The following is a 22,659-nucleotide window of genomic DNA, read 5'->3' as shown; positions in this document are numbered from 1 at the left end:
CGGACAAAAAAGCAGCCCTCGCGTGCATGGCCGCCTTCGGCGGCACCGACTTCCGTGACGACCTGCCCAAAGTAACCGTGCCCGTACTCGTGCTCCACGGAGACGGCGACGCCACCGTACCCTTCGAAGGATCCGGTCAGCGCACCCACGCCGCCCTTCCCGGCAGCGAACTGCGCGTCATCACCGGAGCCCCCCACGGATGCAACGTAAGCCACCCCGACGAATGGAACCAAGCCCTTATCCAGTTCCTGGCGAAGTAGCCTCAACACATCCGAACCGCCTTCACCCGCTGCCGGGTGGGGCTGCCCGGGCACAGGAGGTGCCCGGGCGGCACGCCTTCACCCGGCAGGCTGACGCGTTCGGAGGCCGGAGCTGAGGTTGACTGTTCCAGGGCTCACTGTTGCGAACATAAGGACGTCGAGCACCATGGAAGGGGCGGGAGGGCTGCGATCAGGGCCGCAACGATCAGGCCCGCCCAGCAGACCTGGCCCTGGCCCGGGCAGGGTGAAGACCGGGATCATGCTCTGGGCCGATCGTCGAGCCGAGACAGATGACGGACGCATCATATATGCCCAGCCGACGCCGTCCATACGAAAAGGACTCAGCGACCCATGCTCAGCTGCCCGACTGACGACATGCTGTTGCCCGCCGCCGTTGAGGTCCGCGGCGGCTTATCGCCTCAGGATGAATGCGCCTCAGCTGCCGCCGCTCCTGTGAGCTTTCCGTTGACGCCGGCGGGGAAGAACCCGCCGGATTTGACCGATTCCGGGGTCAGGTAGGCGATGTTCAGGACCTGCGCGGGGGTACGGCTGAACGCGAGAGCGTTGGCGTCGGCCGGCACGAGGTTGGCTACCTGGGCGGTTCCGATGCCCTGATCGAGGTCCGATGTGCCGTCCAGGCTGTCGCGGGCGTTCGAGATGGCCTTTGCAGGTGCCTGCAGGTCCCGGGCGTACATGGTGGTTCTAATGATGCCCGCGTGGTGAGCCTCCACGGCAAGGATCCCGGCGGCCGCCTCGAGATAGGTCTTGTTGTCGATGAACGGGGCAGCACCCTTATAGGCGGTGACGCCGACGTCTTCAAAAATGAACGCCCCGAGCAGGAAACTGGTTTCGTCCGTGAACGGGCTGAAGGTCTGCCCGGCCACGTAGGCATCTACGTCGGCAACGGCCAGGTCCTCAGCTCCGGCCTGAACGGCAAGAACGAAACCGCCGTCCGCTCGGTCAGGAACCCGCTCCCGCCCTTGGGATCTCCCTGGCGTAGTGAAGCGGGCCGCCCGGGGTCATTTGAAAAAGTACATACGCACCTTGGCTACTATGTCACGTAGTAAATAAGCTACTATGTCATTTAGTAACTAAGCTATTTGTCAGGTAGTAAATCGAAGGGATTCATGATGTTGGTACGTACTTCCGTAGTGGTGGCCGCAACGGCAGCCGCACTGGCTGCAGGGGCCGTCATAGCAGGACCGGCGGTTGCGGCCGCAACCCCGCGCCCACCAGTTGTGGCTTCCGAAGAGGGCAACCCGGGCATGGAGCGCATGCACGAACTCATGACCGAGGGCAACCCCGGCATGGAGCGCATGCACGAACTCATGACCGAGGGCAACCCCGGCATGGCGCGAATGCACGAACTTACGATGACCCCCACCGACGCCACTGGACGCAACTGACGATGACCAGGGCGTTGCATGCAGTACCACTGCTGGGTGGCACTGTGGCCGTCGGGCTGCTGATGTCGTTCATGAAAGGCTAAAGGGACGCTTCCTCGGACGACTCCGCCGCCCCGGACGAGGCCCAGCACCTTCGCTTAGAGACCGAACGCAGCCGCGACGCCGAACCGCTGGACGCCGACACCACTCGTAATGCCGTCGATCCAACTGATGAATACGTGATTTGACGCCCTAGACCAAAGTTGCACGGGGCCTGTGGGTCGGAATCGTTGGGATTCCGACCCACAGGCCTTTCTTGTATCAACATTCGTTAGCCGCTAAAAAGATTACCTATCGAACACGCCCAGATGTCCGAACGGACCCGGGACGGGCTGCCGCCGCCGGGCGCTGGGCCGGAAAGCCGTCAGAAACCAAAACTCGGGCCCCGCCAGGTCAAGCTGGCCCGCAATCTACCGGCACTCCGGCGCAACCGGCGATCCTGCGAATGCCACGCATCGCATGTCTTGCCCGCGGACCCCACCACCGGCAGACTCCGCCGGCGCATTCGCTCAGCTCACGCGGGTAAGCGATTTCTCACGCCGGCTCAGCGATGGCGTCGGTGAGAAGGGCCTTCAGGGTGCTCTTTTCGGCCACTCCCAGGATCCTGGCGGCCACGCGCCCCTGCTTGTCAATCACCAGCGTCGTGGGCACGGCCTGCGGCGGAACGTACTGGCTCATGGCCAGCAGCACCGTGCCGGACTTGTCCAGCACGCTCGGATAGCTGATGCCAAAGGACCGCTCGAACGCCTCCCCTGTCGGAGCCTCGTCGCGGATGTTGACGCCATTGAAGACGACGCCCTTCGAGGTGAACTCCTGATGCAGGGATTCCAGAGTGGGGGCCTCGAGGCGGCACGGCGCACAGGCGGCGTACCAGAAGTTGAGCACGGCCACCTTGCCGCGGAGGTCCGCGGAGGTCAGCTGAGTTCCGTCCATCATCGGCACATCCAACTCAATGGGCGCCCCTCGGAGTGCGGCCGAATACTCGGTCACTGACCCGTCGCCGGCCACGTAGTTCTTGTTATCTCCCGCCTCGGCCTGCTGAGCCAACGAGCCGTTGGCTGCGGCGCAGGAGCTGAGTGACAGGCCCAAAACGAGCGCTGCGACGGCTGCTCCAAGCACCCGGTGTGTCTTTGGCCCCCCGGTCCTGACACCTGGGCGGGCTGTTTGCTTCGGCGTATCTCTTGGGGAAGGACTCATCATTTGCTTGCTGCACCCTCACGTTCACGAACTCGGCCCCTGGGCATCCGGCCTGCACCGCCGATGCCCGCCGGCGTCCATTCGGCCGGGCGAGACACAACACTTCTACTAGGCTATATAGTAATACATGTCCGGCATCCGTCCCTCCCCCCTGAGGGCGGATGTCGGCTCCTCGGGTTCAGGATCAGTCATCCGTAATGGTGCCTGCACGCCCATACGAGGCAGGCGGGGCGTGGATCACCGAGATACGGAAAGTGCGCTGGATGCCCGTAGGAGGCGTTCGGGATGGCGACTCCGAGCACGTAACCCCACCTGCGAACCGCTGCTAGATACCCCTAGGGGGTACTTGACCAATACCCCCTAGGGGTATATTCTGGGTCTAGTCATCCGTTCCGAAGGGAAAACAATGAGTGACCGGCATTCCGCAGACCCCGCTGCGGGGCCAGGACAGGCCGCATGGGGATACTCGCCCCACAAGGCCGCTTACCTGCTCCGGCTCAAACGCATCGAGGGCCAGGTGCGCGGCATTGCCCGCATGGTCGAAGAGGATAAGTACTGCATCGACATCCTCACGCAGGTTTCGGCGGTGACGAAGGCCCTGCACGCCGTCAGCATCGGCCTCATGGAGGAACACCTCGCGCACTGCGTGGCCAGCGCCGCCGCAGAGGCTGACACAGCCACAAGAAACGACCAAATCGACCTCAAAGTCCGCGAAGCCTCCGGCGCCATTGCACGGCTGCTGCGCTGACGTCGAGCTACCCACCACCACCGCCCTCCGAGGAGCATTCCATGTCCCCCGTCACAACCACCCTCAACATCCCCGGAATGACCTGCGGCCACTGTGTGGCTTCTGTCACGGAAGAGCTTGAAGCGCTGGAGGACGTCACCAGCGTCACCGTCGAACTGAACAAAGGCGGGATCTCCCGGGCCGCCGTCACCTCCGGAAGCAGACTTCCCCCGGCACGGCTTGCAGAAGCCGTGGCCGCGGCTGGGTACTCCGTCGTCTCCGGCGACGCCTAGGACCACCTTTCAACAGAGGATCGATCATGAGAACCGAAGAACTCCTTCACCAGCCCCGGACACGGATCATCGAGCTCGACATAGACGGCATGACCTGTGCCTCCTGCGTGGGCCGGGTGGAGCGCAGACTCGGCAAGCTTGAGGGCGTCAAGGCATCGGTGAACCTGCCGCTGGAGTCAGCGCATGTGTCCGTGCCGGAGGGGATCAGCGATCAGCAGATCTTGGACGCCGTGAAATCGGTCGGCTACGCGGCGCGCGCGAAGACGTACGGAAGCGCGGTACCGTCTGCCGGTGTCCCGGCGGAGCTGGACCGTCCGACCGCCCCCGGAGGGCCGCGCCGCCGCAGCAAGCCGGACTTGCTGTTGCTCCTCCGGCTGGTGGTTGCCGCGGCCCTGACCGTCCCGGTCGTGCTGATCGCCATGGTTCCGCCTTTGCAGTTCCCGAACTGGGGGTGGGTCGCCGGGGCGCTGACGCTGCCTGTCTGGGCGTGGTCGGCGTGGCCGTTCCACCGTGCAGCGGTCATCAACGCCCGCCATTTTGCCTCGACGATGGACACTCTGGTGTCCATCGGTGTCAGCGCCGCGTTCATGGTCTCCACCTACCTGCTGTTCACCAACCCGACGCTGACGGAAGACCCGGCCCACGGCGGCCACGTTCCGCTGTACTACGAAGTCACCGCTGTGGTCATCACCTTCCTGCTGCTGGGCCGCCACCTGGAGGCCAACGCCAAACGAAAAGCAGGCGACGCGCTCCGGGCCTTGCTGGATCTGGGAGCCAAGGACGTCACCGTGATCCGTGACGGTGAAGAAATCCGCATCCCCGTTGAAGATCTCGTCCGCGGAGACGTGTTCCTTGTCCGGCCCGGGGAAAAGATCGCAACGGACGGCGTTGTCACCGACGGTCACGGTGCCGTCGACACCTCCCTGATCACCGGTGAATCACTTCCCGTCGAAGTGGTTCCCGGCGACACTGTCACGGGAGCGACAATCAACACTGACGGCCGGCTGCTCGTGCGCGCCACGAGGATAGGCAGCGAGACCACACTGGCCCAGATGGGCCGGCTGGTCAGCGAGGCCCAGGGCGGCAAGGCCCCGATCGCCCGCCTGGCTGACCGCATCAGCGCCGTCTTCGTTCCCATCGTCCTGGGAATAGCCGCCCTGACCTTCACCCTCTGGGCAGTCGTGGGCCAGGACGTGCAGGGCGGACTCCTGGCGGCTGTGGCTGTCCTCGTCATCGCCTGCCCCTGCGCCCTGGGGCTGGCCACGCCGACAGCTTTGCTCACTGGCACCGGCCGGGCGGCGCAGCTGGGCATCCTCATCAAGGGCCCTCAGGTCCTTGAGGACACCCGCACCGTGAACACCGTCTTGCTTGACAAGACAGGCACCGTTACCACCGGCAAACTCGCCGTCAGCAGGATCATCAGCCTCGGAGAGATGGGCCAGGACAAGGAACTGCACCTGGCCGGCTCGGTCGAAGCAGCCAGCGAACACCCCGTTGCCCGCGCCATCGCCGCCGCCGCCAAGAGCCACACCCCGCTCGCCGCGGTCTCGGGCTTCCGGAACGCCGCCGGCGGCGGCGTCCGCGGAACTGTTAACGGGTCCCTCGTGATCGCCGGCAAGACCGGCTGGCTGGAAGAGAACGGCGTTTTTCCCAGCGTTGCGGAGACAAAAAGGCTCCATGAGGAGCAGGCCTCCGGCGCCACTGCCATCTGGGTCGCCGTGGATGGCAGGGTAGAGTGCATCATCAGCCTGCAGGACTCAGTTAAGGAAGGGTCGGCGGCCGCGATCGCCAAACTCAAGACCTTGGGATTGCGGCCGATCCTGCTCACCGGAGACAACGCGGCCGTCGCGGCCGCCGTGGCGGCCCAAGTGGGGATCGCCCCGGGAGACGTCTTCGCTGACGTGCTCCCCGAGGGCAAGGTGGACGCGGTCAGGAAACTGCAGAACTCCGGCGCCACTGTCGCCATGGTCGGCGACGGCGTCAACGACGCCGCCGCCCTGGCCCAGGCGGATCTGGGAATCGCGATGGGATCAGGGACGGACGTGGCCATCGAGGCCGCCGACCTGACCGTCATGGGCAGTGAGCTCGCCCAAGTCGCCACCGCCATCGAACTTTCCCGGAAGACGCTGTCGACCATCAAAGCCAACCTGTTCTGGGCGTTCTTCTACAACACCATCGGCATCCCCATCGCAGCCCTGGGCCTGCTGAACCCGATCATCGCCGGCGCCGCCATGGCGCTGAGCTCCGTCCTTGTCGTCGGCAACTCCCTCCTCCTCAGGCGGTTCCACCGATAGGAGTGCCAGCAAACATCCTGGTGCACCCACGCTCTGATCCCCCGCACGGTGCAGGGCAATGACTCGATCCCAAACTCCTGGGGTCCGCCGCCCCAGCCTGTGGCCGGCAGGCGCGCATCCCGCGGCTGCCGGCCTCCTGGCACGTCCCGGCCGGGAGGAAACGCAGTCCGAAAATTCAACCGGCTAGCGCCTACCTGAACGGGCATTGGCGTCGCTGCCACAGTTCGCCGCGCGAAGGCCCATCACAAGACCGGCAAGGAGCAGACGAGTCTCCCTCGGGAACTTCGCCGCGAGCCTGCCAAACAAATCACTCTGTGCGCTGCGCCGCCCGATGGCTTGTGCCTCCTCCGGCGCCAAGGTGTCCAGCAGCTTAGGCAATCCGGCGAATTCTGCCACGTCGGCTGAGCACTGTGCGCATTCGGCCAGATGCGTCTCATATTCGCGCCGCTCCCCGGGAGTGAGGGAGCCCAGGACATAGACGGCAGCCCAATGCCGGTACGTATCTGCCTCGTTCATATTCATGCCGTGAAAACCTTTCTCGGTAACTTGCAGCGCGTCAGTACGGGCCCCCGCCGGACTGCAGGGCTGCTTCCACAAATGATTGGCGCGGCCGTCCATCAAGCATGGTCCCGGCAGGCTATTCCCTGCTGTGGACCTCGTCGGCCTCTTCGCATGTCGCCTGGGCGCTGCTGCCCGGCGACGCTCTGGTTAAGCGACAGCAGCCGCTCTTTCCGGTGAATCAGCACTTCACCTCCTGCCACTAAAACGAACGCGGAGCGGTCATTGGTTCACATGGCTCCGAACTGTCATCGACGGATGATGGGGGACCAATGACCGGCTACTACGTGACCGGGCGATGCAGAAGTATTGTGCCGATGAAGCCCGGCAGCGCTGACCTTCCCTCCGCAGAGGCGGGATCAGCCGCGCCTCTGGGGCCCGATCGCTTCTTTGGCAGGCCGATCAGCGTTTTCCGGTGGTGTTGGTAGTGGATTGCGGGACGTAACGGCAGGCTGCAGGACAGCCACGCCGAGCGCGAGCAGCGGCACCAGGGCTGACCCCCATAGCACCTCACCCGCGGTGCCTTGCTGCGCTGTAGCGGAGTAGTTCCACAATGACTGGATGTAGGCATACCATTCATCGCCGTGCATGCCGCCGGCCATCACCGCCACTCCCGCTCCGGCGTGTACGGTCGCGGCCGCCGCCAGGACCCACATGACGGCGCTGCCGGCGGTGCCCGTCGCGCGGTCGCGTGACTTGAGCAGGGCAGCGGCCAGATTCAGTCCGGCGCCCAGGGCCGAGGTCATGGCTGCGAGTCTGAAGGGGTTGTTGCTCAGGGACAGCTGCAGCACGGGGGTGAACCAGTATCCGGCCACAAAGACGGCGTACAGGGCCAGGGCCGGCATCGGCCGGCCGATCCAGAGCATCGCGCGGGATTTCAGAAACACGGCAGCCCATTCCCGCAGGCCGCGGCTTCCGTCCGTGCGCCGGGGGAGTGTGGTGCCGGCGAGGATCCCGGGACGGCCCAGGAGGAGCAGCACGGGGACTGTCAGGCCGACGATCATTTCTCCGAGCACGTGCATACCCGGCAGTAGCCGGCCGTAGACGGCCGGTGCGCCGCTGGTGGCCCATGCCAGGAATACGCAGCCCAGCAGCCAGAAGAACGTGCGGGTGCGCGGCCACGGCCCGGTGCTGCGGTTCCACCGGGCGACTGCGGTCAGGTATCCGGCGACCAGCAGCACGGTCACAGGTGCCCAGACGACGTCCGCATGCCACTGGGTCAACCACTCGGCCGCGCCCAGCCATGGCGGCAGTTCGGAGCCGAGAAAGGACTCGGCGGTGCTCTGCACGGGGCTGGTCGCAAACGGTGAAGTGCGGCCCAAGGCGACCGCCAGACCCACCGTGACGGCCATCAGGGCCAGCTCGGCGCCGGCAAGGCGGACGAAGCTCGCCATGCGGTGCGGATTGCTTTCCAGGGCCCGGATGGTGCGTGCCCGGTGCAACCAGCCGGCGAAGCCGAGCAGGACCAGGGCCGCAGACTTGAGCACCAGGAGCACCCCGTACGCGCTGCCCAGAAGGTCGGCGCCATTCAGCCGCAGCACCGCACTCCAGAGGCCCGAGAGCAGCACCAGGAGGAAGCACCATCCGGCCAGCCGGGAGTAGCGGCGGACCGAGACTACGAGGTCGCGGCCCATCTGTTGGCGCAGGACGTACATGGCGGCCAGGCCGCCGACCCAGATCGTCGCGCCGATCAGGTGAAGGGCCAGCAGGTTGACGGCGTCCTCGTGGTTGGAGGCCCCATGGGCGGTCACCGTCAGCGGGAACAGCGCGCCCAGGGCCAGCAGCGTGCACACGCCGGCCGTCGTGGTGCGGGTTGCCAGCCACGCTCCGGTGGTTGCGGTCGCTGCCAGCAGGACATTTACAGCCAGCGAGCGGCCGAGTGCCAGGTCGAAGATGAAGGACGTGACTGCATCGAGGGAGGCTTCCGGGCCGAACGGGTCGGTGCCGGCCATATCGGCGTAGGAGAAGGTCAGCGCCGCTGTGCCGGTGAGAGTCCACACGCTGCCCGCGATGGCGGCGTAGAACATGGCCCGCGAAGCAGACGGGCCGAGACTGCCGGGCCGGTCCGGGTCCTGCGGCAGCACGGTGGCCGCGAGGGCAAGAAAGCCGATCGTCACGGTCGCCGCCACATCATGAAGGGCACGGGATGCCGGCAGTGCCCACCGGGTCAGATCCCCGGGGTCCGGAAGGCCGGGCGAGGGCGCTTCCATGGCGCCGACCAGATTCAGGACAAAGAGGGCCGTGATGGGAACAAGCAGGACCAGGGCACCGGCAAATGCGGCGCGGGCAAAACGGCTCACTGGCGTCCGGACCTCTGCGCCCGGAGGGCGAACAGCCAGAACACGCCGGCCACGGCCAGCGTCACCGCGGAGAGCAGACCCACAGTCGGCCATGGGAACGGTTCCGGGGCGTCCGGCACCGCCTGCTGCGCGGGGGCGCCGGCCCCGGCCGCGGACGATTTCCCGGGTTCGGTGGGTTGTGTAACGGCTTGCGGCGCCGCGGGTGCTGACGGAGCGGATGCAGTAACAGCGAAGGTCAGGGCCCCCTCCACCGGGTGACCGTCGGCGGCCACCGTCCGGTAGGTAATCTTCCACGGCTCGGTGCTGCCTTCGGGCTGACGGCCGGCGATGCTGGCAGGGACCGGGACAACGACGTTTTGCTCGGTGATTTCCGTTGCCAAGGTGGCCGGCGCGCCCGACCCGACAGCCAGGGTCACCTTCGTGAACTGGGCCTGAATGCCCTCAGCGAAGACCAGACTCACCCGGGTCGGGGCGGCGGGCAGTTGCGTGTCCGGGGCCGGGTCGCTGCTCTGCAGATAGGTGTGCGCCGATGCCGGCGCTGCCGGAATCACCGTCGCCGCCAGTCCCAGCAGGAGGGCCAGGAGTACTGTCTCCCGGCGGGCGCGCTTGCGCCCCGCGTCGTGTGGCATGACCTTCTTTTCCCTGTCAGTCGTTCGGGGACGGACCCTACCGTCCTGCCCGGAGGCATATCGAAACATCGTGTACTACTATACTCAATAGTAATTGCTACTATGTTCAATAGTACTTCAGTGGCGACCCGACTATTCCGATTGGAGCTGGTCCATGGAGCAGGTTCTGCTCTCCACAACCATCCTCGCGTCGTTCCTCGGCGGCATTGTGGCGCTGATGGCGCCGTGCTGCGTCTCGGTGATGCTTCCCGCGTTCTTCGCCTCCAGCTTCCGGCGCCGCAGCCGGATACTGGCCATGACTCTCGTTTTTGCGGCGGGCGTCGGAACAATCATCCTGCCCATCGCTTTGGGTGCGGCGGCCATCAGCCGGGTGCTGTTCGGCTACCACATCTGGATCTTCAGCACTGTGGGCTTGGCGATGATGGCCGTCGGAGCCGCCACCCTGGCTGGCTGGAAGATGATGCTGCCGATGCCCTCCGGGCGCGGCGGCGGCACAGGCATCGGATCGGTTTACGGGCTGGGTGTCTTCTCCGGCGCGGCCAGTGCCTGCTGCGCACCGGTCCTGGCCGGCGTGGCCGCACTGTCCGGCGCCGCTTCTTCCTTCCCGGCTGCGATGGCTGTCGGTGTCGCCTACGTGTTCGGCATGGTGGCCCCGCTGTGTGTCCTGGCCCTGGTGTGGGACAAAAAGAACTGGGGTGCGAGCCGGCTGCTCTCGGCCCGGACCGTCCCGCTGTGGCCCGGCGCGGCAAGGCGTGTGCCGCTGGTAACACTGCTCTCAGGCGCCCTGATGATCGCCATGGGCCTGATCACGGTCATCATCGCCATCCAGGGCCCGGGAATGGCTCCGGACGGGTGGCAGGTGGAAGTCACCGCCGCCCTCAACCACGCAGCGTCCAACATCGAAGAGTTCCTTGCGTTCGTGCCCGGCTGGCTCTCAGCCGCCGCAGTATTTACGGTCTTTGGCGTTCTGGTCTGGAAGGCCGTCCGGCGCAGGAAGCCCTCAACCGCCCCCACGGCCGGCGGCGCCGTCCCGGCGGGATCCTGCACCGCCTGCCCCTCTGAGCCGGACAGCAACGACGGCCCTGGAACGTCAACACAGACATCGTCCCCTGAAGGGGACCACCCCGCACCCATAAAGGAGACCAGCTAATGGCATCGACCAAAACCGACCGGCGCCCCGCCAACAACCCAAAAAGCCGGCCGAAGCGTCGGGGCCTGCTCTGGGGCGGTATTGCCGCCGGCATCGTGGCGGTCCTGGCCGCCGGCATTCTTCTCATCACGACCAACCAGCCGACCGCCACCACAGGGGGGCCGGCGCAGTCTTCCGCTGCGGGCTACGCGATCGGCAACCCAGGACCGGGCGCCCAGGCCCCGGGCTTCTCGCTGCCCTCAACCTCCGGCAGCACCGTGAACCTGAGCGACTACCGCGGCAAGACAGTGCTGCTGTACTTCCATGAGGGTCTGGGCTGCCAGCCGTGCTGGGACCAGATCCGCGACCTGGACGCGGCCCGGCCGGAGCTGAAAGCAGCCGGGATCGACCAGCTCCTGACCATCACCAGCGGACCGGTCAACCTCATCGCCCAGAAAATGGACGATGACAAGCTCTCCGCCATCGCCCTGGCCGACACCCGACTGGACATCTCCCGCACGTACGAGGCCAATAAGTACGGCATGATGGGCGATTCCCGCGACGGACACAGCTTCATCCTGGTCGGGGCGGACGGAACCATTCAGTGGCGGGCGGACTACGGCGGAGCCCCCGACTACACCATGTACGTTCCGGTCAACAAGCTCCTGTCCGACCTTCTCAATGGAAAGACAACCAAGTGACCGATCCGCAAACGACAGACATCACCATCCTCACCAAGGCCTCGTGCGCCTCCTGCGTGCAGGCCAAGGAGGTCCTCTCCGGGCTGCGCCAGGACTACTCCCTGGAGATCCGCGAGGTCAGCCTGGAGACCGAAGAGGGACGTGAACTCGCCGGCCGGACCGGCGTCGTCTTCGCGCCCGGCATCCTGATTAACGGGAAACTGTTCAGCTACGGACGGTTATCGGAAAAGAAACTCCGCCGCCACCTCACGCACCCCCCGCCCCCCGTTCAATAAGCCGCATCTGGCCGGAGGAGCAGAGGAGCAGCCAGAAGGAGGCCCCGGCATGTGACTGGCCCGCCTACAGGGCTCAGAGAACGGCAAGCCCTCGTGGCGGAAATGCGGCCCAAACAGCAGCGGCAGGAATTGCGGAGGGCGCTGGGATCTACGGAACCGCGGCCGTTTTCATCCTTGCCCTGGCGGCCGCGGTGCAGGAATAGTCCAGACCACTACTGGAGCGTCCCGGCCAATCAATGGGCGTCCAAAGCTTTGGCGGGCTGGCCGAAACCTCTCCGCCAGCGGGCCGCCCTACCCGCAGACACCGCCGATCGGCGGGGAACCTGCACCTTGATGGCTCAGTTGCGGGACCTGCACCCGGCCGGTCAGCCCTTGGCCAGTGGTGCACTCCCTCGGAACACGGCGCCGTCTGGCTCATCTACTGCCCGGACCTGCGGAAAGGAGCAGATCGACGTACTGGCCAAGACGTATTGGCCAAGCAGGCGGCAGCGGGCTGCCGAGCCCTTTCCCGGGCCTTCAGTCAGCGGTGGTGGCCGGCGCTTGGGGCAAGCAACTGATGCTGGAGAGCGCCGGTTACCCCCACCTGCAGGCGGGTCCTGAAGTCACACCTTCAGGGCCTGCAGACTCCGGAGCCCGGCCGGCATCCAGGGCTGAGCCCCACTGTCCGCTAAGAAACCGCGCCGGTGTCCCTCTGGGATACTATGGAGGATAGTTCAGTGCGGCCGCCCTGGCCGGACTAAGAAAGGCTCGTCCCGTGGTGCGTCAGCTCGGAGAACTCGAAAAGTTGGTCATGGACCGGGTGTGGTCCTGGGATCATCCTGTTGCCGTGCGGGAGGTCCTTGAAGACCTCCAGCGCGACAGGGTCCTGGCCTATACGACGGTCATGACCGTCATGGACAACCTGCACCGTAAGGGTGTGCTCACACGGCAGAAGGACGGGCGGGCCTATATGTACCGTCCCGCGCAGACCCGCGAACAGCACACGGCTGCCTTCATGAGCGAGGTCCTGGCCGGCAGTGCTGACCGGGAGGTGACCCTGCTCCATTTCCTGGAGCAAATACCCCCCGAAGAAGCAGCCCGCCTGCGCCAGGCACTGGGTGGACACGCCCCGGACGGAAGCGCACAATGATTGCCCCGGTCGTCCTGACCCTTCTCGCCGTGGTGCTTGCCGTGTTTGGCCCGATGCTGCTGAAGCGAAGCAGCTGGCTGGAGCGCGCCCCGCGGATCGGCATTGCCGCGTGGCAGGCCCTGAGCATCTCCCTGCTGTCTACGGTCGTGCTCGCTGGGCTGGCCCTGGCTGTTCCCGTGATTCCCTGGACGACAGACCTGGCACAGCTCGTCCGCGCCTGCGCGATGGCCCTCCTGGAGCAGTATTCCACCCCGGGCGGTGCCATTGTCAGCACAACCGGCCTCGTCGCCGCCGGCGCCGTACTGGCCCGGGTTGGTTACAGTCTTGCCAGGGGCCTGACGAATGCTGCCCGGAGCAGAAGGCGGCAGCTGGAGGCACTGGCCATGATCGCCAGCCCGCACGAGAACCTGGACGCGCTGGTCATCGAGCACACCGCCCCTGCCGCCTACTGCCTTCCCGGGCGGAACAGCCAGATCGTTCTGACCAGTGCAGCCCTCTCGGCCCTGGACCCGAATCAGCTCGACGCGGTGCTTGCCCACGAACGCGCCCACCTGAGCGGACGCCATCACCTGATACTCGCAGCGGCCGATGCCCTGCTGCACGCCTTCCCCGGAGTTCCCGCGTTCCGCGAGGCCCGCGCTGCGCTCGGACGTCTGGTGGAGATGCTGGCCGACGACGACGCCGCGGAAAGCAGTGACCGCCTGACCGTGGCCACGGCCCTCGTCCGCCTGGCCGAGCGCAGCACGACCCCCGCGGCGGCCCTGGGCGCCGGCAGCGAGGCTGCCATGAGCCGTGTCCGGCGCCTCGTCGCCCCGGCCCGTCCTCTGGGCACGGGACGCACTGTTGTGGCAACGATGGCAACGGGCGCCATCCTGGCCCTGCCTATGTTCTTCGCCATTGTCCCGGCAGCCGCCGCAGGGACCATGCCCCCCTGCCCGGTGGACGGCATTTCGACGGCTGCATAACGCCCGGGCTGCGGATGGTCGGGTGCGCCCCCGGCACCGTACCCGCTCCTCAAGCGGCGGGTACGGTGACCGCTGATCAGGATGTGGCTGCCAGCAGGATGACGGCACCCAGGACGAGGATGCACACCGCGATCGTCAGTGTCCGTCCCCACAGGGTCCTGGAGTCCTCGCGTAGCGGGAACAGCAGTTGCCGGCCGAGGGTGTAGGCGGTCACGGTTGTGATGAAGACCAGTCCTGGAATGTTCGGCGGCCCCGCCAGCATGAAGGGCAGCGACCCGAGTCCGATCAGCAGTGCCAGGAATGCCTCGTACAGCTGGACAGGGTGCCTGCGGCGGCCCAGCCGCCTGTCGGAGGACCATAGTCCCCACCGTGAGGCGGTGGGGCGTCCGGCGCAACAGCCTGTGAAGAAACAGCCGGGCCGTCCCAGTGCCATTCCGAAGAAGAGTCCGGCCGCCGTTGCATCGAGGATTCGCCCCACGGGCAGGCCAAAGATCAGCGAACCGACAATGACGGTGGCCAGTGCGCCGGCCAGAAAGCCCTGGATGCAGGCACCTGCCTGAAGAAAATTACCCAGCGGCTGGCGTTTCAGCGCCAGCCACCAGAGCCGCGCGCCCACTCCTCCCACGGTATTCGCAAGTACTGTCAGCCAGAGCGCTCCAACAGGGTCAATGCCCTGCAGTGTCAGGAAAATGGCCTGGAGCACTACGGCCAGGATGGCACCCGAACCCACCAACAGCGGCCACGAGGCGAGATTGACGCCTGGTCCTTGGGCGAGGGCGGCAAACCGGGTCTGAACTGTCGAGGATGCCGGCGCCGTCCCTGGCAGCGCTGTGCGCGCGGCGGGTGATGCTGCGCGCTCGGCCCGGGGAACAGGTGACAATGTGAGGTTCCAGGTGCCCGCGCGGATGCCGGTCACCCGCGATGTGACCGCGATCCGACCGGTTCCGGGCATGATGGAATCCACGTCTTCGTACGTCTCGAATTGTTCGGGAGGTGCTCCGGGTTCGCTGGCGGCCCTGGTGCCGGAGAACCGCACCGACACGATTTCTGGGCCCTCCCACGTGTCGGTGTCGATCCAGTACGTCCCCGCCAGCCCCTGCGGGTCCAGGCTGTCGAAGAATCCGCGGTGATCCTTGTCTGCGGTGGGAGCCGGGACTGAGTCTGCGGGCGGAGCCGGCACAGGCGCGACCGTCGAAGCCGTCGCGGACGCGGCCGCCATGCGCAGGGCAGGGCGTGGCGCAGTTTTCGGGAAGGGATGGGGGCTGCGTGGTGCGTCGGCGGGTTCGTCCGTCCGTCCCCGTGCCCCGGCGGGCGCGCTCTGCCTGGCGGCTACGGCTGCGACGATGTCGATTCCCCCGGGATGGCCGGGAACGGGACGGGGTGCCCCGCGGGGATGGTTCGTGGTGGCCTCGTACGGCCTCTTTTTTACCGGCCTGTGCTGTTTCTTGGTCATGGTGAAAACGTGTCCTTTAAAATGATGGGCCGGGAATTTTTCGCTGTTAGGGTCCCGGAAGGGTTGGCGGGTTGCCGCAGAGGGGCAATTGCGAGATCAGTTGGGAACTGACGACTGCCGGGGCAGGCCGGAATGAACGCGGCGGCCAGGGCAGCGGGACCATCTGCGGGCAGCAAAGCCACGGCGGACGGATCTGGATGGGGGCTCTATGTCCGGCTGATCGAAAGCTGCGTCAGAGACGGTGTGCTTGGGGGGCGTGTCCGGATAACCCGTGTCGCCCCGGGAAGCGCGTGCGGAGCGGCCATTGCGCGGGAGATCGGCGTCGCGTCAGCCAGCTGGGCCAACTGGGCCGGCTGGGCCTGGTCCCGTGCGCTGGCGGGGACAGGAATGTCACTGGCGCACGGTGCAATCGGAGCGGGTGCGGCAGCCTTCTCGCTTCCCGGGGCGGTGCATGATTCGTCCGGAGCCGGTGTCGCCGCTGCTGATTGCACGGCGGGAAGAGGTGCCGCCGCAGAGCCCGGCACCGCGGAGAAGTCGGTGCCGGACGGAGGAAAGTTTGTGGCACACACAAAAGAGAGGGCCAGCGCGATCAGGACCAGCAGCGCCGAGGCTGCAGGGGTCAGCCGCTGTCCTGCCAGCCGGCGCCTGGATGGACCCGCCGAGCGGGCGGCCGTCACCGCAGGCCCTTGCCGACGGCGAGCCCCGCGGGCCTGTCAGGGTCAACGGGCGGGAAAGGACCAGTCGCGGGGCACAGAGCGGCAGAGGCCAAGCCAAAACAGCTCCGCGGCTTAGAACCGGACATGGAGTTTCCTTGCGGTTAGGGGGGCGGTGGCTGGCCGGGCTACTTGGTTTCCGGCATTGCCGACTGCGTGCGCAGGGCGGTGATCTCGGCTTTAAGGCGCGCAGCTTCCTCTGCGGCCGCGGGGTCCTGGCACGCCGTGCCGCTACCGGAGACCGTCTGGCCCATAGCGCAGCTGCCCTTGCGCATGGGCCGGACGCAGAAGAAGTAAGTTGCTCCAAGAGAGAGCAGCAACACCATGAGGGCGATGACGGTTCCCGTCATCGGGGTCCCTTGTCGGCAGCGCCGCTTTCATGAGCGAGGCTCTGGCCCGCGCGCAGCCTGTCAAGATCTGCTCGCAGCTGGGCGAGTTCGGCCGCGGACGCTTCAGTAGGGGCGGCATCTCCTGACGTTTTTTTGCCCGAACGCATCATCAGCCACATCATCGCGCCCATGCCCAGGGGGCAAGCCAAAACTGCCAGGCCGTAGAAGATTTGTTCCATTGTTGTGCTCCTCGAGTCAGTGATTGATAAAGACGTTCTACTACGTTACATAGTAGTCCATGCGGGCTGCAGTCGTCGAGTGCTTGCGTCCCGCCGAACCTCGCCCGACCCCTTACGGACCGTCCAGCACGGTAAGGCGCCGCCTGAACTCCTCGTCGTCAATGTCGCCCGCCGCGAAGCGCCGCCGCAGGATCTCACCGGCCTCCTACCCTCCGCCCCCGACCCCTCCCTGCGCGGCGGGCGCCCGCCGGACGAGCCAGGCGACCAGCAGCGCCACGGACGCCACGGCGGCCAGCACCAACATCAGGGCCAGAATGCTCCATGTAAGGGACCAGCCGCCCATCATGGAATTCCCGTTCCAGCCGCCCATCATTCCGTCGCCGTAGCCCATCATCCCGATCTCACTCTCTCTCGCGCTGCAGTTGCCATCACTATAATACTATTCCCCATAGTAGATGGGAAGAAGCAGCATGCGCACGTCGGGTTGGAAAGCAGCAGCAGCCGGCGCCGAAGCGGTGCCGAGGCAGGTTTCACCGGCCGCGGGATCCGTGCTTTGCGGTGATTCGCTGTAGCGGCCCAGTGAATATGTCAGTCTGATCGGAGCCCACCAGGACGGCCCGAACGGTACCCACCTAAGCGAGATACCGGACCTGATGACGGCTTGAATGGTACCCACCTGTTGAGCGTTGATTCCATCAATATCGGGGTCAGGTGCAGGAGGGCCGGGATGTAGTTGTTCGCGAGTATCCGCAGGGACGCCAGAATCGAGGGCGCGTCGATCCGGGAACTTGCGCGCAGGCACCACGTGGCGAGAAAGACTGTGCGGAAGGCTTTGAACTCCCCACTACCGCCGGAGCGAAAATCTCCGGTACGGTCCTTGCCCCGTCTCGATCCGTTCAAAGCAGCGATCAACGCAATGCTCATCGAAGACACCACGGCGCCGCGGAAGCAGCGCCATACCGCCCGCCGGCTGGCTCTATGACCGGATCGGGTTGAAGGTACTCCTTGCTCTTCCGGTACTCGCCGCGGCCGTCCCGTGGCTCGGTTTCAGCAACAGCACGCCGCTGGCAGTCATGGGAGTGCTGCTCTGGGGAGCCGCAATGGGCGTTCAGGAAAGCACCATGCGGGCCGCCGTCGCCGAGCTGGCCCCGGCAGGAAGGCGAGGCAGCGCCTACGGCATCTTCACCGCCTGCTACGGCATTGCCTGGCTGGCCGGAAGCGTACTCATCGGGGTCCTCGACGAGCAGTCCGTCTTCGCCCTCGCCGTCACCCTGACCACCATCCAGGCCGCCGCCCTGGCCATATTCATCGCCGTCAGGCCCCATCGGGCTGCAAACGGCGCCTAATCCAAGACCTTGTTCTGATGTGAACCCCGCAAGTTGGAGTCGCAGCAAAATCAAGGATTTACCCGAGGGCTTGGAAGAGGGAGGTCCTGTCCGGTGCAGACCTCATTCGTGATCCGGGTGGATTCAGTCCCCTTCGAGAGAGCCTGCGGAAATGTTGCTAGCCGTGGCTCCAGACTTTGATCGAGGACAGCAGCAGGAGCAGGACGAGGAGGGGAATGAGGACCACGCTGGGAACAATTCCCAGCAGGAGACCGCCGACCACGGTCCCGCTGATCGAACCCAGGGTCATCGCAACGAGGAAGGGCTTGTTCTGCCCCAGGACGGAGAAGCTTTTGTCTCTGCTGAAGCGGGCGAACGCTACGAGCATCGTGGGAAGTGAAACGGCCAGGGACAGGCTTCCTGCGATCTTGATGTCGGTGCCAAAGAGCAGGACGATCGTGGGGATGAGCAACTCCCCGCCGGCGACGCCCATCAGGGCCGCCACGATGCCGATGATGATCCCGGCCGCGATGCCCAGCACGGTCCTGGGGGCCGGGGCAATGTTGAGCGGGTCCATCGCGAAGAAGTGGGTGACGAAGAGCAGAGCCGCGATCAGCACGAGCAACACCGCGATCACGCGGTAGAGCGTTTTGGATTTGAGCCGGGTGGCCCAGTGCGCCCCGATCCAGGCACCGAAAAGACTTCCGGCCAGGAGGTTCAGGACAATGAACCAGTAGGGCGAGAGCTCGCCGAGGGGAACGCCGACGAGGCGGGCCGGCAGGGCCGTGATGACCACGATAAGGCTCATGGCCTTGTTCATGATCACAGCCTGCAATGCGGCGAAGCCGAAGACCCCAATGAGCAGGGGCAGCCGGAATTCGGCACCGCCCAGGCCGATCATGCCGCCCAGGACACCGATGATGGCACCGGCGAGGAAGACCAGGGCCAACAACTGTTGTCGTGCCGGCCCTGGTGGTAACAGCGGCAAAGCAGTGCTTTCCATGCCTAGAAATTATCAGCTTCACGCCTTTAGACATGGCGCCCGGAATTGGTGCTGACACATTCGTGAAGCTTTTGCCCTGGCAGAACTGCCTCAACCCTGCCAGCAGCTTGATGTACGAAAGGAGGGCCCCGCCAATTCAGCGGGGCCCTCAGCGCAGCTATCGTAACCGGCCGGCGTCAGCAGCACGCGTTGCCGCATTCCTCCGGCGAGCAATTACCGTCCTGGCAGCAATCATTCATGTGAGATCACCTCCTCCCTCTGGGAACTCTGCGGGGAAGCCTTGTTCAGTCATCGTCATCGTCGTCTTCGACGAGTTCGCCCTCCCAGGCTTCTTTGCCTTCGTGGATGGCGAAGGCCGCGATGATGAACCCGGCCACGGGATCGAGCCAGGCGGCGCCGGTGAGCATAAAGATTCCAACACCGAGCAGGGTGGAGATGCTCAGGAGCACGCAGATTTTCGTTTCGGCCGCGTCGGCAAGGATCAGCTTGTCGTTCAACCTGGTCCCGACGCGCCTTTTCATTACGGCAAGGAACGGCATCACGATCAGAGACAGCACCAAGATCCCGATGCCCAGGGGTGAACTTTCCGGGGCCTCCCCGCCCACCAGAGACCGGATGCCTTCGAAGACGACGTAGGCGGCCAGGATGAAGAAGCTGACGGCTACCAGCCTAAGGGCCAGGCGTTCCTTGCGTTCGTCCGCATGGCCGTGACGGAGGCGGGCCGCGAGCCGAATCCCCACCAGGACCGCGGCGATGGATTCAATGCCCGAATCAATGCCGAAACCGACCACGGATACCAGGCCTGCCAGCACGCCGGCAGTGACCGCGATGATGCCTTCAACGACGTTGTAGCCGACTGTGAACTGGGCCAGGCGCAGCCCTTTGCGAGTGAGCTGTTCGGTATCTTCGGCGGTAAGGGTCGCTGCCGTGTCCACCTACTTCCCTCCTGCTTCCGGAGTGCCGTAGTTGGAGCAGAGCGCGACCTTGTATCCGGTGGCGGCCAGCAGTTTCTCTGCCGAGGCCAGGGTATCGATCAGCTCCGGCCGGCTCAGCACGTAGAAAGTCTGGCGTCCTTCAGGACGACCCTCCACCAAGCCGCAGTCCCGCAGGCACGCCACATGGGCAGAAACCGTGGACTGCGCCAGCGCGAGGTGTTCCACCAGATCACTGACGCGCTGCTCGCCCTGGGCAAGCTGCTGGATAATCGCCAACCTGGCAGGGTCCGCCAGGGAACGGAACAATGCGACAGCAGGGGAAACGTCGGGCTTGCACTCTTGAATCGTCACACGCCGATAATATCGTTAAACAACGATCAATAGTAGCGGGGCTGCCGGGCATAACTCATGAGAAGTGGGTCGGGCTGCAAAGAGAGCTTGTTCACTTCCTCGACCGCAGCTGACATCCCATATCCCGGCCGATTCAAGCTCTGATTGATCAACGCTCACAGGTGGGTGACCATTCAAGCCGTCATTAGGTCCGGTATGTCGCTTAGGTGGGTACCGTTCGGGCCGTCCCGGCGGGCTCCGATCAACTTGACACAATCAGCCCAGACCGGTGTTGTGCTCAGACCGGTGTTGTGAAGGTCCCGATAAGGTTCTGGAGCCGGTAAATCCACTGGGTCCAGACGCCGGAGACCATGAGCAGACCCAGGGCCGCCAGGATGATGCCGCCGCCGATGTTGAATTTACGAATGTGCCGCCTGATGAACGAGACCGCTCCGCTGACCCAGTTAACACCCAGCGCCACCAGGAGAAACGGGATGCCGAGGCCGATGCAGTAGGCGAAGGCAAGCAGGGCGCCACGCCAGGCAGAGCCGCTGGCGGTACTCAGAGCCAGGACGGCACTGAGTGTGGGTCCGATGCACGGCGTCCAGCCCAGACCGAAGACAACACCCAGGAAAGGTGCGCCCGCAATCCCGGACGATGGCTTCCACGGCAGTTTCACTGTCCGCTGCAGGAAGGGCAGACGGCCTATGAGCACAAGACCCATCACGATGACCACGAGGCCCAGAATTCGGATCAGCAGATCCTGCCACCGGGCCAGCCAGCCGCCGACCGCCCCGAAGGCAGCACCGTAGAGCACAAAAACCACCGCGAAGCCCAGAACGAACAAACTGACCCCGAGGACGATCCGGCGCTTTGCCCGTGCATGGTCCGCGCCGGCCAAGCCCGATACGTAGCCAAGATAGCCTGGCACCAAAGGCAGCACGCAGGGGGAGATGAAGGAAACGATCCCGGCGATAACGGCCAACGGGACCGCGATCAGGAGCGCACCGGACAGCGCCGTCTGCGCGAAGAATTCACCGGGACTCATTGTGCTCCTGTAATTCATCGGGAACTGGAGGCCCGCTAATACTACCGGATATAGTACTGGCGTTCTGTGAGGGCACCCGTCCAGGAGAGCGCGCCTTCCCGGCAAACGCCTATTCCGGCACGCCGGATGCCGGTCCACCCGGCGGTTGGTCCGAAGACCTGGGCCCCTGCAGCGGGGAACCACGATCAAGGATTCGGCCGGGCGCTCCATGAAAGGTCAGCACAGTAGCTTAAGAACGGGGGAGTCACACGGGAGCAGGAAGCCACCAGGCGGCGTCCCGCTTCAGGAAGGTGGGTAACCTCGGATGGCGGTTCTTGTGAAATATTCCCTGATCCGGTCCGGCTTGCCCTCTTCGTGCCACTGCTTTCCCTGTTCGTATTCCTGAAGTTGGGTTGGCTGTTGGCCGTGGTCTGCGCGGGACTGATGTCCTACGCCATCACCTACCTGTTTTTCCAGAAGCAGCGCGATGCCGCTGTTTGCGAGGCAATTTGCCCTTAGGATCGGGGGCGGCAGCCGGTGTCCGGACAGCGCGCCCTTAGGCACGGGCAGTCTCCTAGGAAAAATCAGGGAGAGAACAGGACGGGCCGGACGTTAGGAAACTGTGCAGGCAATCAACGACTTCATCCTGGCGGCCGCGGCCCAGCCTTGGGTGCTCCTGCTCGTGCTGGCCTGCAGCACCATTGACGGCTTCTTTCCTCCGATTCCCAGCGAATCCGTCGTGGTGGGGCTGGCCGCCCTTTCCGCAAGCGCCGGTGTGCCCAACACGTGGCTCCTGTTCCTCCTGGCAGCTGTCGGCGCATTCACGGGCGACAACATCGCCTACCTCATCGGTCGGAAGGTGGGCCTGGAACGCTATCGTTGGATGCGGTCCGGGCGCGCCCGGGCCGCCTTCCGGTGGTCCGGCAGGGAGCTACGCCGACGTCCGGCCTCGGTGATCATCGTCGCCCGGTTCGTCCCGGTGGGCAGAGTCGCGGTCAATCTCACTGCCGGCGCGACGCATTACCCCCATAGCCGTTTCACGGCATTGACAGCCGTTTCCGGAGTCCTCTGGGCAGGCTATTCGGTGACGATGGGATTGTTCTTTGGGCAGTGGTTCAGCGACAACCGTCTTCTGGGCGTTGCTCTGGCAATCATCTGCGCCGTCACTCTTGGCATCGTGCTGGATGTGGTCATCAGCCGGTTCCTGAACAGACGCCCTGACGGCATGGAGGAACCTGCAGCGGACCCCTAGGCTCCTCCCGGAAACATGCCCTGAGCCCGCCTGGTCACCTCACCCTTTGTGACCATACGAGGAACAGCAGCCTTCACTCCAGCCGTGCCAACTGCGATCCGCATACAGCGCGGCTCCCGCCAGGCCGGTTTAAGCGCCGGCACGCGGCCAT

General features: G+C 65.3%; 26 protein-coding genes and 2 pseudogenes. 14 read left to right on the top strand and 14 right to left on the bottom strand.

The annotated features are described in order from the left end of the window. Nucleotides 1-260, top strand: a 260-nt coding sequence (locus ACX80M_RS12290; protein WP_459309765.1) for an alpha/beta fold hydrolase, incomplete at its 5' end; no start/stop codon positions are given. A gap of 419 nt (nt 261-679) precedes the next feature. On the opposite strand, the gene ACX80M_RS12285 is transcribed toward ACX80M_RS12290, so the two are convergent. Beyond that, nucleotides 680-1,144, bottom strand: coding sequence for a ferritin-like domain-containing protein (locus tag ACX80M_RS12285; protein WP_459309764.1), 465 nt, complete (start codon nt 1,142-1,144; stop codon nt 680-682). 243 nt (nt 1,145-1,387) lie between these two features. On the opposite strand from ACX80M_RS12285, the gene ACX80M_RS12280 reads away from it, so the two are divergent. Beyond that, nucleotides 1,388-1,666 (top strand): hypothetical protein, encoded by a 279-nt coding sequence (locus tag ACX80M_RS12280; protein ID WP_459309763.1) that lies wholly within the window; start codon nt 1,388-1,390, stop codon nt 1,664-1,666. A 573-nt stretch (nt 1,667-2,239) separates the two neighbouring features. Here the strand turns inward: ACX80M_RS12280 and ACX80M_RS12275 are convergent. After that, complete coding sequence (locus tag ACX80M_RS12275; protein ID WP_459309762.1) at nt 2,240-2,902, bottom strand: TlpA family protein disulfide reductase; 663 nt, start codon at nt 2,900-2,902, stop codon at nt 2,240-2,242. Between the two features lie 406 nt (nt 2,903-3,308). Here ACX80M_RS12275 and ACX80M_RS12270 point away from each other — a divergent pair, with 406 nt between their 5' ends. Genes ACX80M_RS12270 through ACX80M_RS12260 form a run of 3 tightly spaced genes read left to right on the top strand, consistent with a single transcriptional unit; the run spans nt 3,309 to nt 6,216 of the window. Further along, complete coding sequence (locus tag ACX80M_RS12270; protein WP_252602594.1) at nt 3,309-3,650, top strand: metal-sensitive transcriptional regulator; 342 nt, start codon at nt 3,309-3,311, stop codon at nt 3,648-3,650. A gap of 41 nt (nt 3,651-3,691) precedes the next feature. Next, nucleotides 3,692-3,922 (top strand): heavy-metal-associated domain-containing protein, encoded by a 231-nt coding sequence (locus ACX80M_RS12265; protein WP_252602591.1) that lies wholly within the window; start codon nt 3,692-3,694, stop codon nt 3,920-3,922. A 26-nt stretch (nt 3,923-3,948) separates the two neighbouring features. Continuing rightward, on the top strand, nt 3,949-6,216 hold the full coding sequence (locus tag ACX80M_RS12260) for a heavy metal translocating P-type ATPase (RefSeq protein WP_252602588.1): 2,268 nt from the start codon (nt 3,949-3,951) through the stop codon (nt 6,214-6,216). Between the two features lie 183 nt (nt 6,217-6,399). Here ACX80M_RS12260 and ACX80M_RS12255 read toward each other — a convergent pair whose 3' ends face one another. The 3 genes from ACX80M_RS12255 to ACX80M_RS12245 form a co-directional block, all read right to left on the bottom strand. Further along, nucleotides 6,400-6,738, bottom strand: coding sequence for a zf-HC2 domain-containing protein (locus ACX80M_RS12255; protein WP_252602585.1), 339 nt, complete (start codon nt 6,736-6,738; stop codon nt 6,400-6,402). 395 nt (nt 6,739-7,133) lie between these two features. Then, nucleotides 7,134-9,074: a cytochrome c oxidase assembly protein gene (locus ACX80M_RS12250; RefSeq protein WP_459309761.1), complete on the bottom strand. Its 1,941-nt coding sequence runs from the start codon at nt 9,072-9,074 to the stop codon at nt 7,134-7,136. Beyond that, the gene (locus ACX80M_RS12245; RefSeq protein WP_252602579.1) at nt 9,071-9,703 is read right to left on the bottom strand and encodes a copper resistance CopC family protein; all 633 of its coding nucleotides are present in this window, start codon (nt 9,701-9,703) and stop codon (nt 9,071-9,073) included. The genes ACX80M_RS12250 and ACX80M_RS12245 overlap by 4 nt, the downstream gene beginning before the upstream one ends. Nucleotides 9,704-9,857: 154 nt before the next feature. On the opposite strand from ACX80M_RS12245, the gene ACX80M_RS12240 reads away from it, so the two are divergent. From ACX80M_RS12240 to ACX80M_RS12220, 5 genes are all read left to right on the top strand, one after another. Then, nucleotides 9,858-10,853, top strand: coding sequence for a cytochrome c biogenesis CcdA family protein (locus ACX80M_RS12240; protein WP_252602576.1), 996 nt, complete (start codon nt 9,858-9,860; stop codon nt 10,851-10,853). Then, a complete protein-coding gene (locus tag ACX80M_RS12235; protein ID WP_252602572.1) occupies nt 10,853-11,533 on the top strand; it encodes a peroxiredoxin family protein in 681 nt (226 codons plus the stop codon). Before ACX80M_RS12240 ends, ACX80M_RS12235 begins: the two co-directional genes overlap by 1 nt. Then, on the top strand, nt 11,530-11,808 hold the full coding sequence (locus ACX80M_RS12230; protein ID WP_252602569.1) for a glutaredoxin family protein: 279 nt from the start codon (nt 11,530-11,532) through the stop codon (nt 11,806-11,808). Before ACX80M_RS12235 ends, ACX80M_RS12230 begins: the two co-directional genes overlap by 4 nt. Before the next feature lie 754 nt (nt 11,809-12,562). After that, nucleotides 12,563-12,937, top strand: a complete 375-nt coding sequence (locus ACX80M_RS12225; RefSeq protein WP_252602566.1) for a BlaI/MecI/CopY family transcriptional regulator — start codon at nt 12,563-12,565, stop codon at nt 12,935-12,937. Then, the gene (locus ACX80M_RS12220; protein ID WP_252602563.1) at nt 12,934-13,902 is read left to right on the top strand and encodes a M56 family metallopeptidase; all 969 of its coding nucleotides are present in this window, start codon (nt 12,934-12,936) and stop codon (nt 13,900-13,902) included. Before ACX80M_RS12225 ends, ACX80M_RS12220 begins: the two co-directional genes overlap by 4 nt. Before the next feature lie 76 nt (nt 13,903-13,978). On the opposite strand, the gene ACX80M_RS12215 is transcribed toward ACX80M_RS12220, so the two are convergent. The 5 genes from ACX80M_RS12215 to ACX80M_RS12195 all read right to left on the bottom strand — a co-directional run bounded on the left by ACX80M_RS12215 (nt 13,979) and on the right by ACX80M_RS12195 (nt 17,030). Then, the gene (locus tag ACX80M_RS12215; protein ID WP_252602560.1) at nt 13,979-15,355 is read right to left on the bottom strand and encodes a prolipoprotein diacylglyceryl transferase; all 1,377 of its coding nucleotides are present in this window, start codon (nt 15,353-15,355) and stop codon (nt 13,979-13,981) included. A gap of 841 nt (nt 15,356-16,196) precedes the next feature. Further along, nucleotides 16,197-16,418, bottom strand: coding sequence for a hypothetical protein (locus tag ACX80M_RS12210; protein ID WP_252602558.1), 222 nt, complete (start codon nt 16,416-16,418; stop codon nt 16,197-16,199). Next, a complete protein-coding gene (locus ACX80M_RS12205) occupies nt 16,415-16,636 on the bottom strand; it encodes a hypothetical protein (protein ID WP_252602555.1) in 222 nt (73 codons plus the stop codon). The genes ACX80M_RS12210 and ACX80M_RS12205 overlap by 4 nt, the downstream gene beginning before the upstream one ends. A 112-nt stretch (nt 16,637-16,748) precedes the next feature. Further along, nucleotides 16,749-16,826, bottom strand: a complete 78-nt coding sequence (locus tag ACX80M_RS12200) for an SHOCT domain-containing protein (RefSeq protein WP_374210055.1) — start codon at nt 16,824-16,826, stop codon at nt 16,749-16,751. Nucleotides 16,827-16,841: 15 nt separating this feature from the next. Further along, the gene (locus tag ACX80M_RS12195; protein ID WP_252602552.1) at nt 16,842-17,030 is read right to left on the bottom strand and encodes a hypothetical protein; all 189 of its coding nucleotides are present in this window, start codon (nt 17,028-17,030) and stop codon (nt 16,842-16,844) included. Nucleotides 17,031-17,369: 339 nt separating this feature from the next. Here ACX80M_RS12195 and ACX80M_RS12190 point away from each other — a divergent pair. After that, a pseudogene (locus ACX80M_RS12190) lies at nt 17,370-17,609 on the top strand (IS21 family transposase); the annotation flags it as partial. A 19-nt stretch (nt 17,610-17,628) separates the two neighbouring features. Then, a complete protein-coding gene (locus ACX80M_RS12185; protein WP_252602549.1) occupies nt 17,629-17,982 on the top strand; it encodes an MFS transporter in 354 nt (117 codons plus the stop codon). A gap of 157 nt (nt 17,983-18,139) precedes the next feature. On the opposite strand, the gene ACX80M_RS12180 is transcribed toward ACX80M_RS12185, so the two are convergent. The 4 genes from ACX80M_RS12180 to ACX80M_RS12165 form a co-directional block, all read right to left on the bottom strand. Further along, on the bottom strand, nt 18,140-18,964 hold the full coding sequence (locus tag ACX80M_RS12180) for a sulfite exporter TauE/SafE family protein (RefSeq protein WP_252602547.1): 825 nt from the start codon (nt 18,962-18,964) through the stop codon (nt 18,140-18,142). A gap of 284 nt (nt 18,965-19,248) precedes the next feature. After that, nucleotides 19,249-19,899: a cation diffusion facilitator family transporter gene (locus ACX80M_RS12175; RefSeq protein ID WP_252602544.1), complete on the bottom strand. Its 651-nt coding sequence runs from the start codon at nt 19,897-19,899 to the stop codon at nt 19,249-19,251. Next, nucleotides 19,900-20,250, bottom strand: a complete 351-nt coding sequence (locus ACX80M_RS12170; protein ID WP_252602542.1) for an ArsR/SmtB family transcription factor — start codon at nt 20,248-20,250, stop codon at nt 19,900-19,902. Between the two features lie 277 nt (nt 20,251-20,527). Further along, nucleotides 20,528-21,277 (bottom strand): cytochrome c biogenesis CcdA family protein, encoded by a 750-nt coding sequence (locus ACX80M_RS12165; protein WP_252602539.1) that lies wholly within the window; start codon nt 21,275-21,277, stop codon nt 20,528-20,530. A 321-nt stretch (nt 21,278-21,598) separates the two neighbouring features. Here ACX80M_RS12165 and ACX80M_RS12160 point away from each other — a divergent pair. Beyond that, nucleotides 21,599-21,751 (top strand): annotated as a pseudogene (locus ACX80M_RS12160) (DUF4229 domain-containing protein); the annotation flags it as partial. Nucleotides 21,752-21,878: 127 nt separating this feature from the next. Continuing rightward, on the top strand, nt 21,879-22,508 hold the full coding sequence (locus tag ACX80M_RS12155; RefSeq protein WP_252602537.1) for a DedA family protein: 630 nt from the start codon (nt 21,879-21,881) through the stop codon (nt 22,506-22,508). Nucleotides 22,509-22,659 lie beyond the last annotated feature (151 nt).

The sequence above is a fragment of the Pseudarthrobacter sp. MDT1-22 genome (assembly GCF_054511035.1).
The sequence above is the reverse complement of the archived record's forward strand: the minus strand, read 5'-3'. Positions and strand labels throughout refer to the sequence as shown.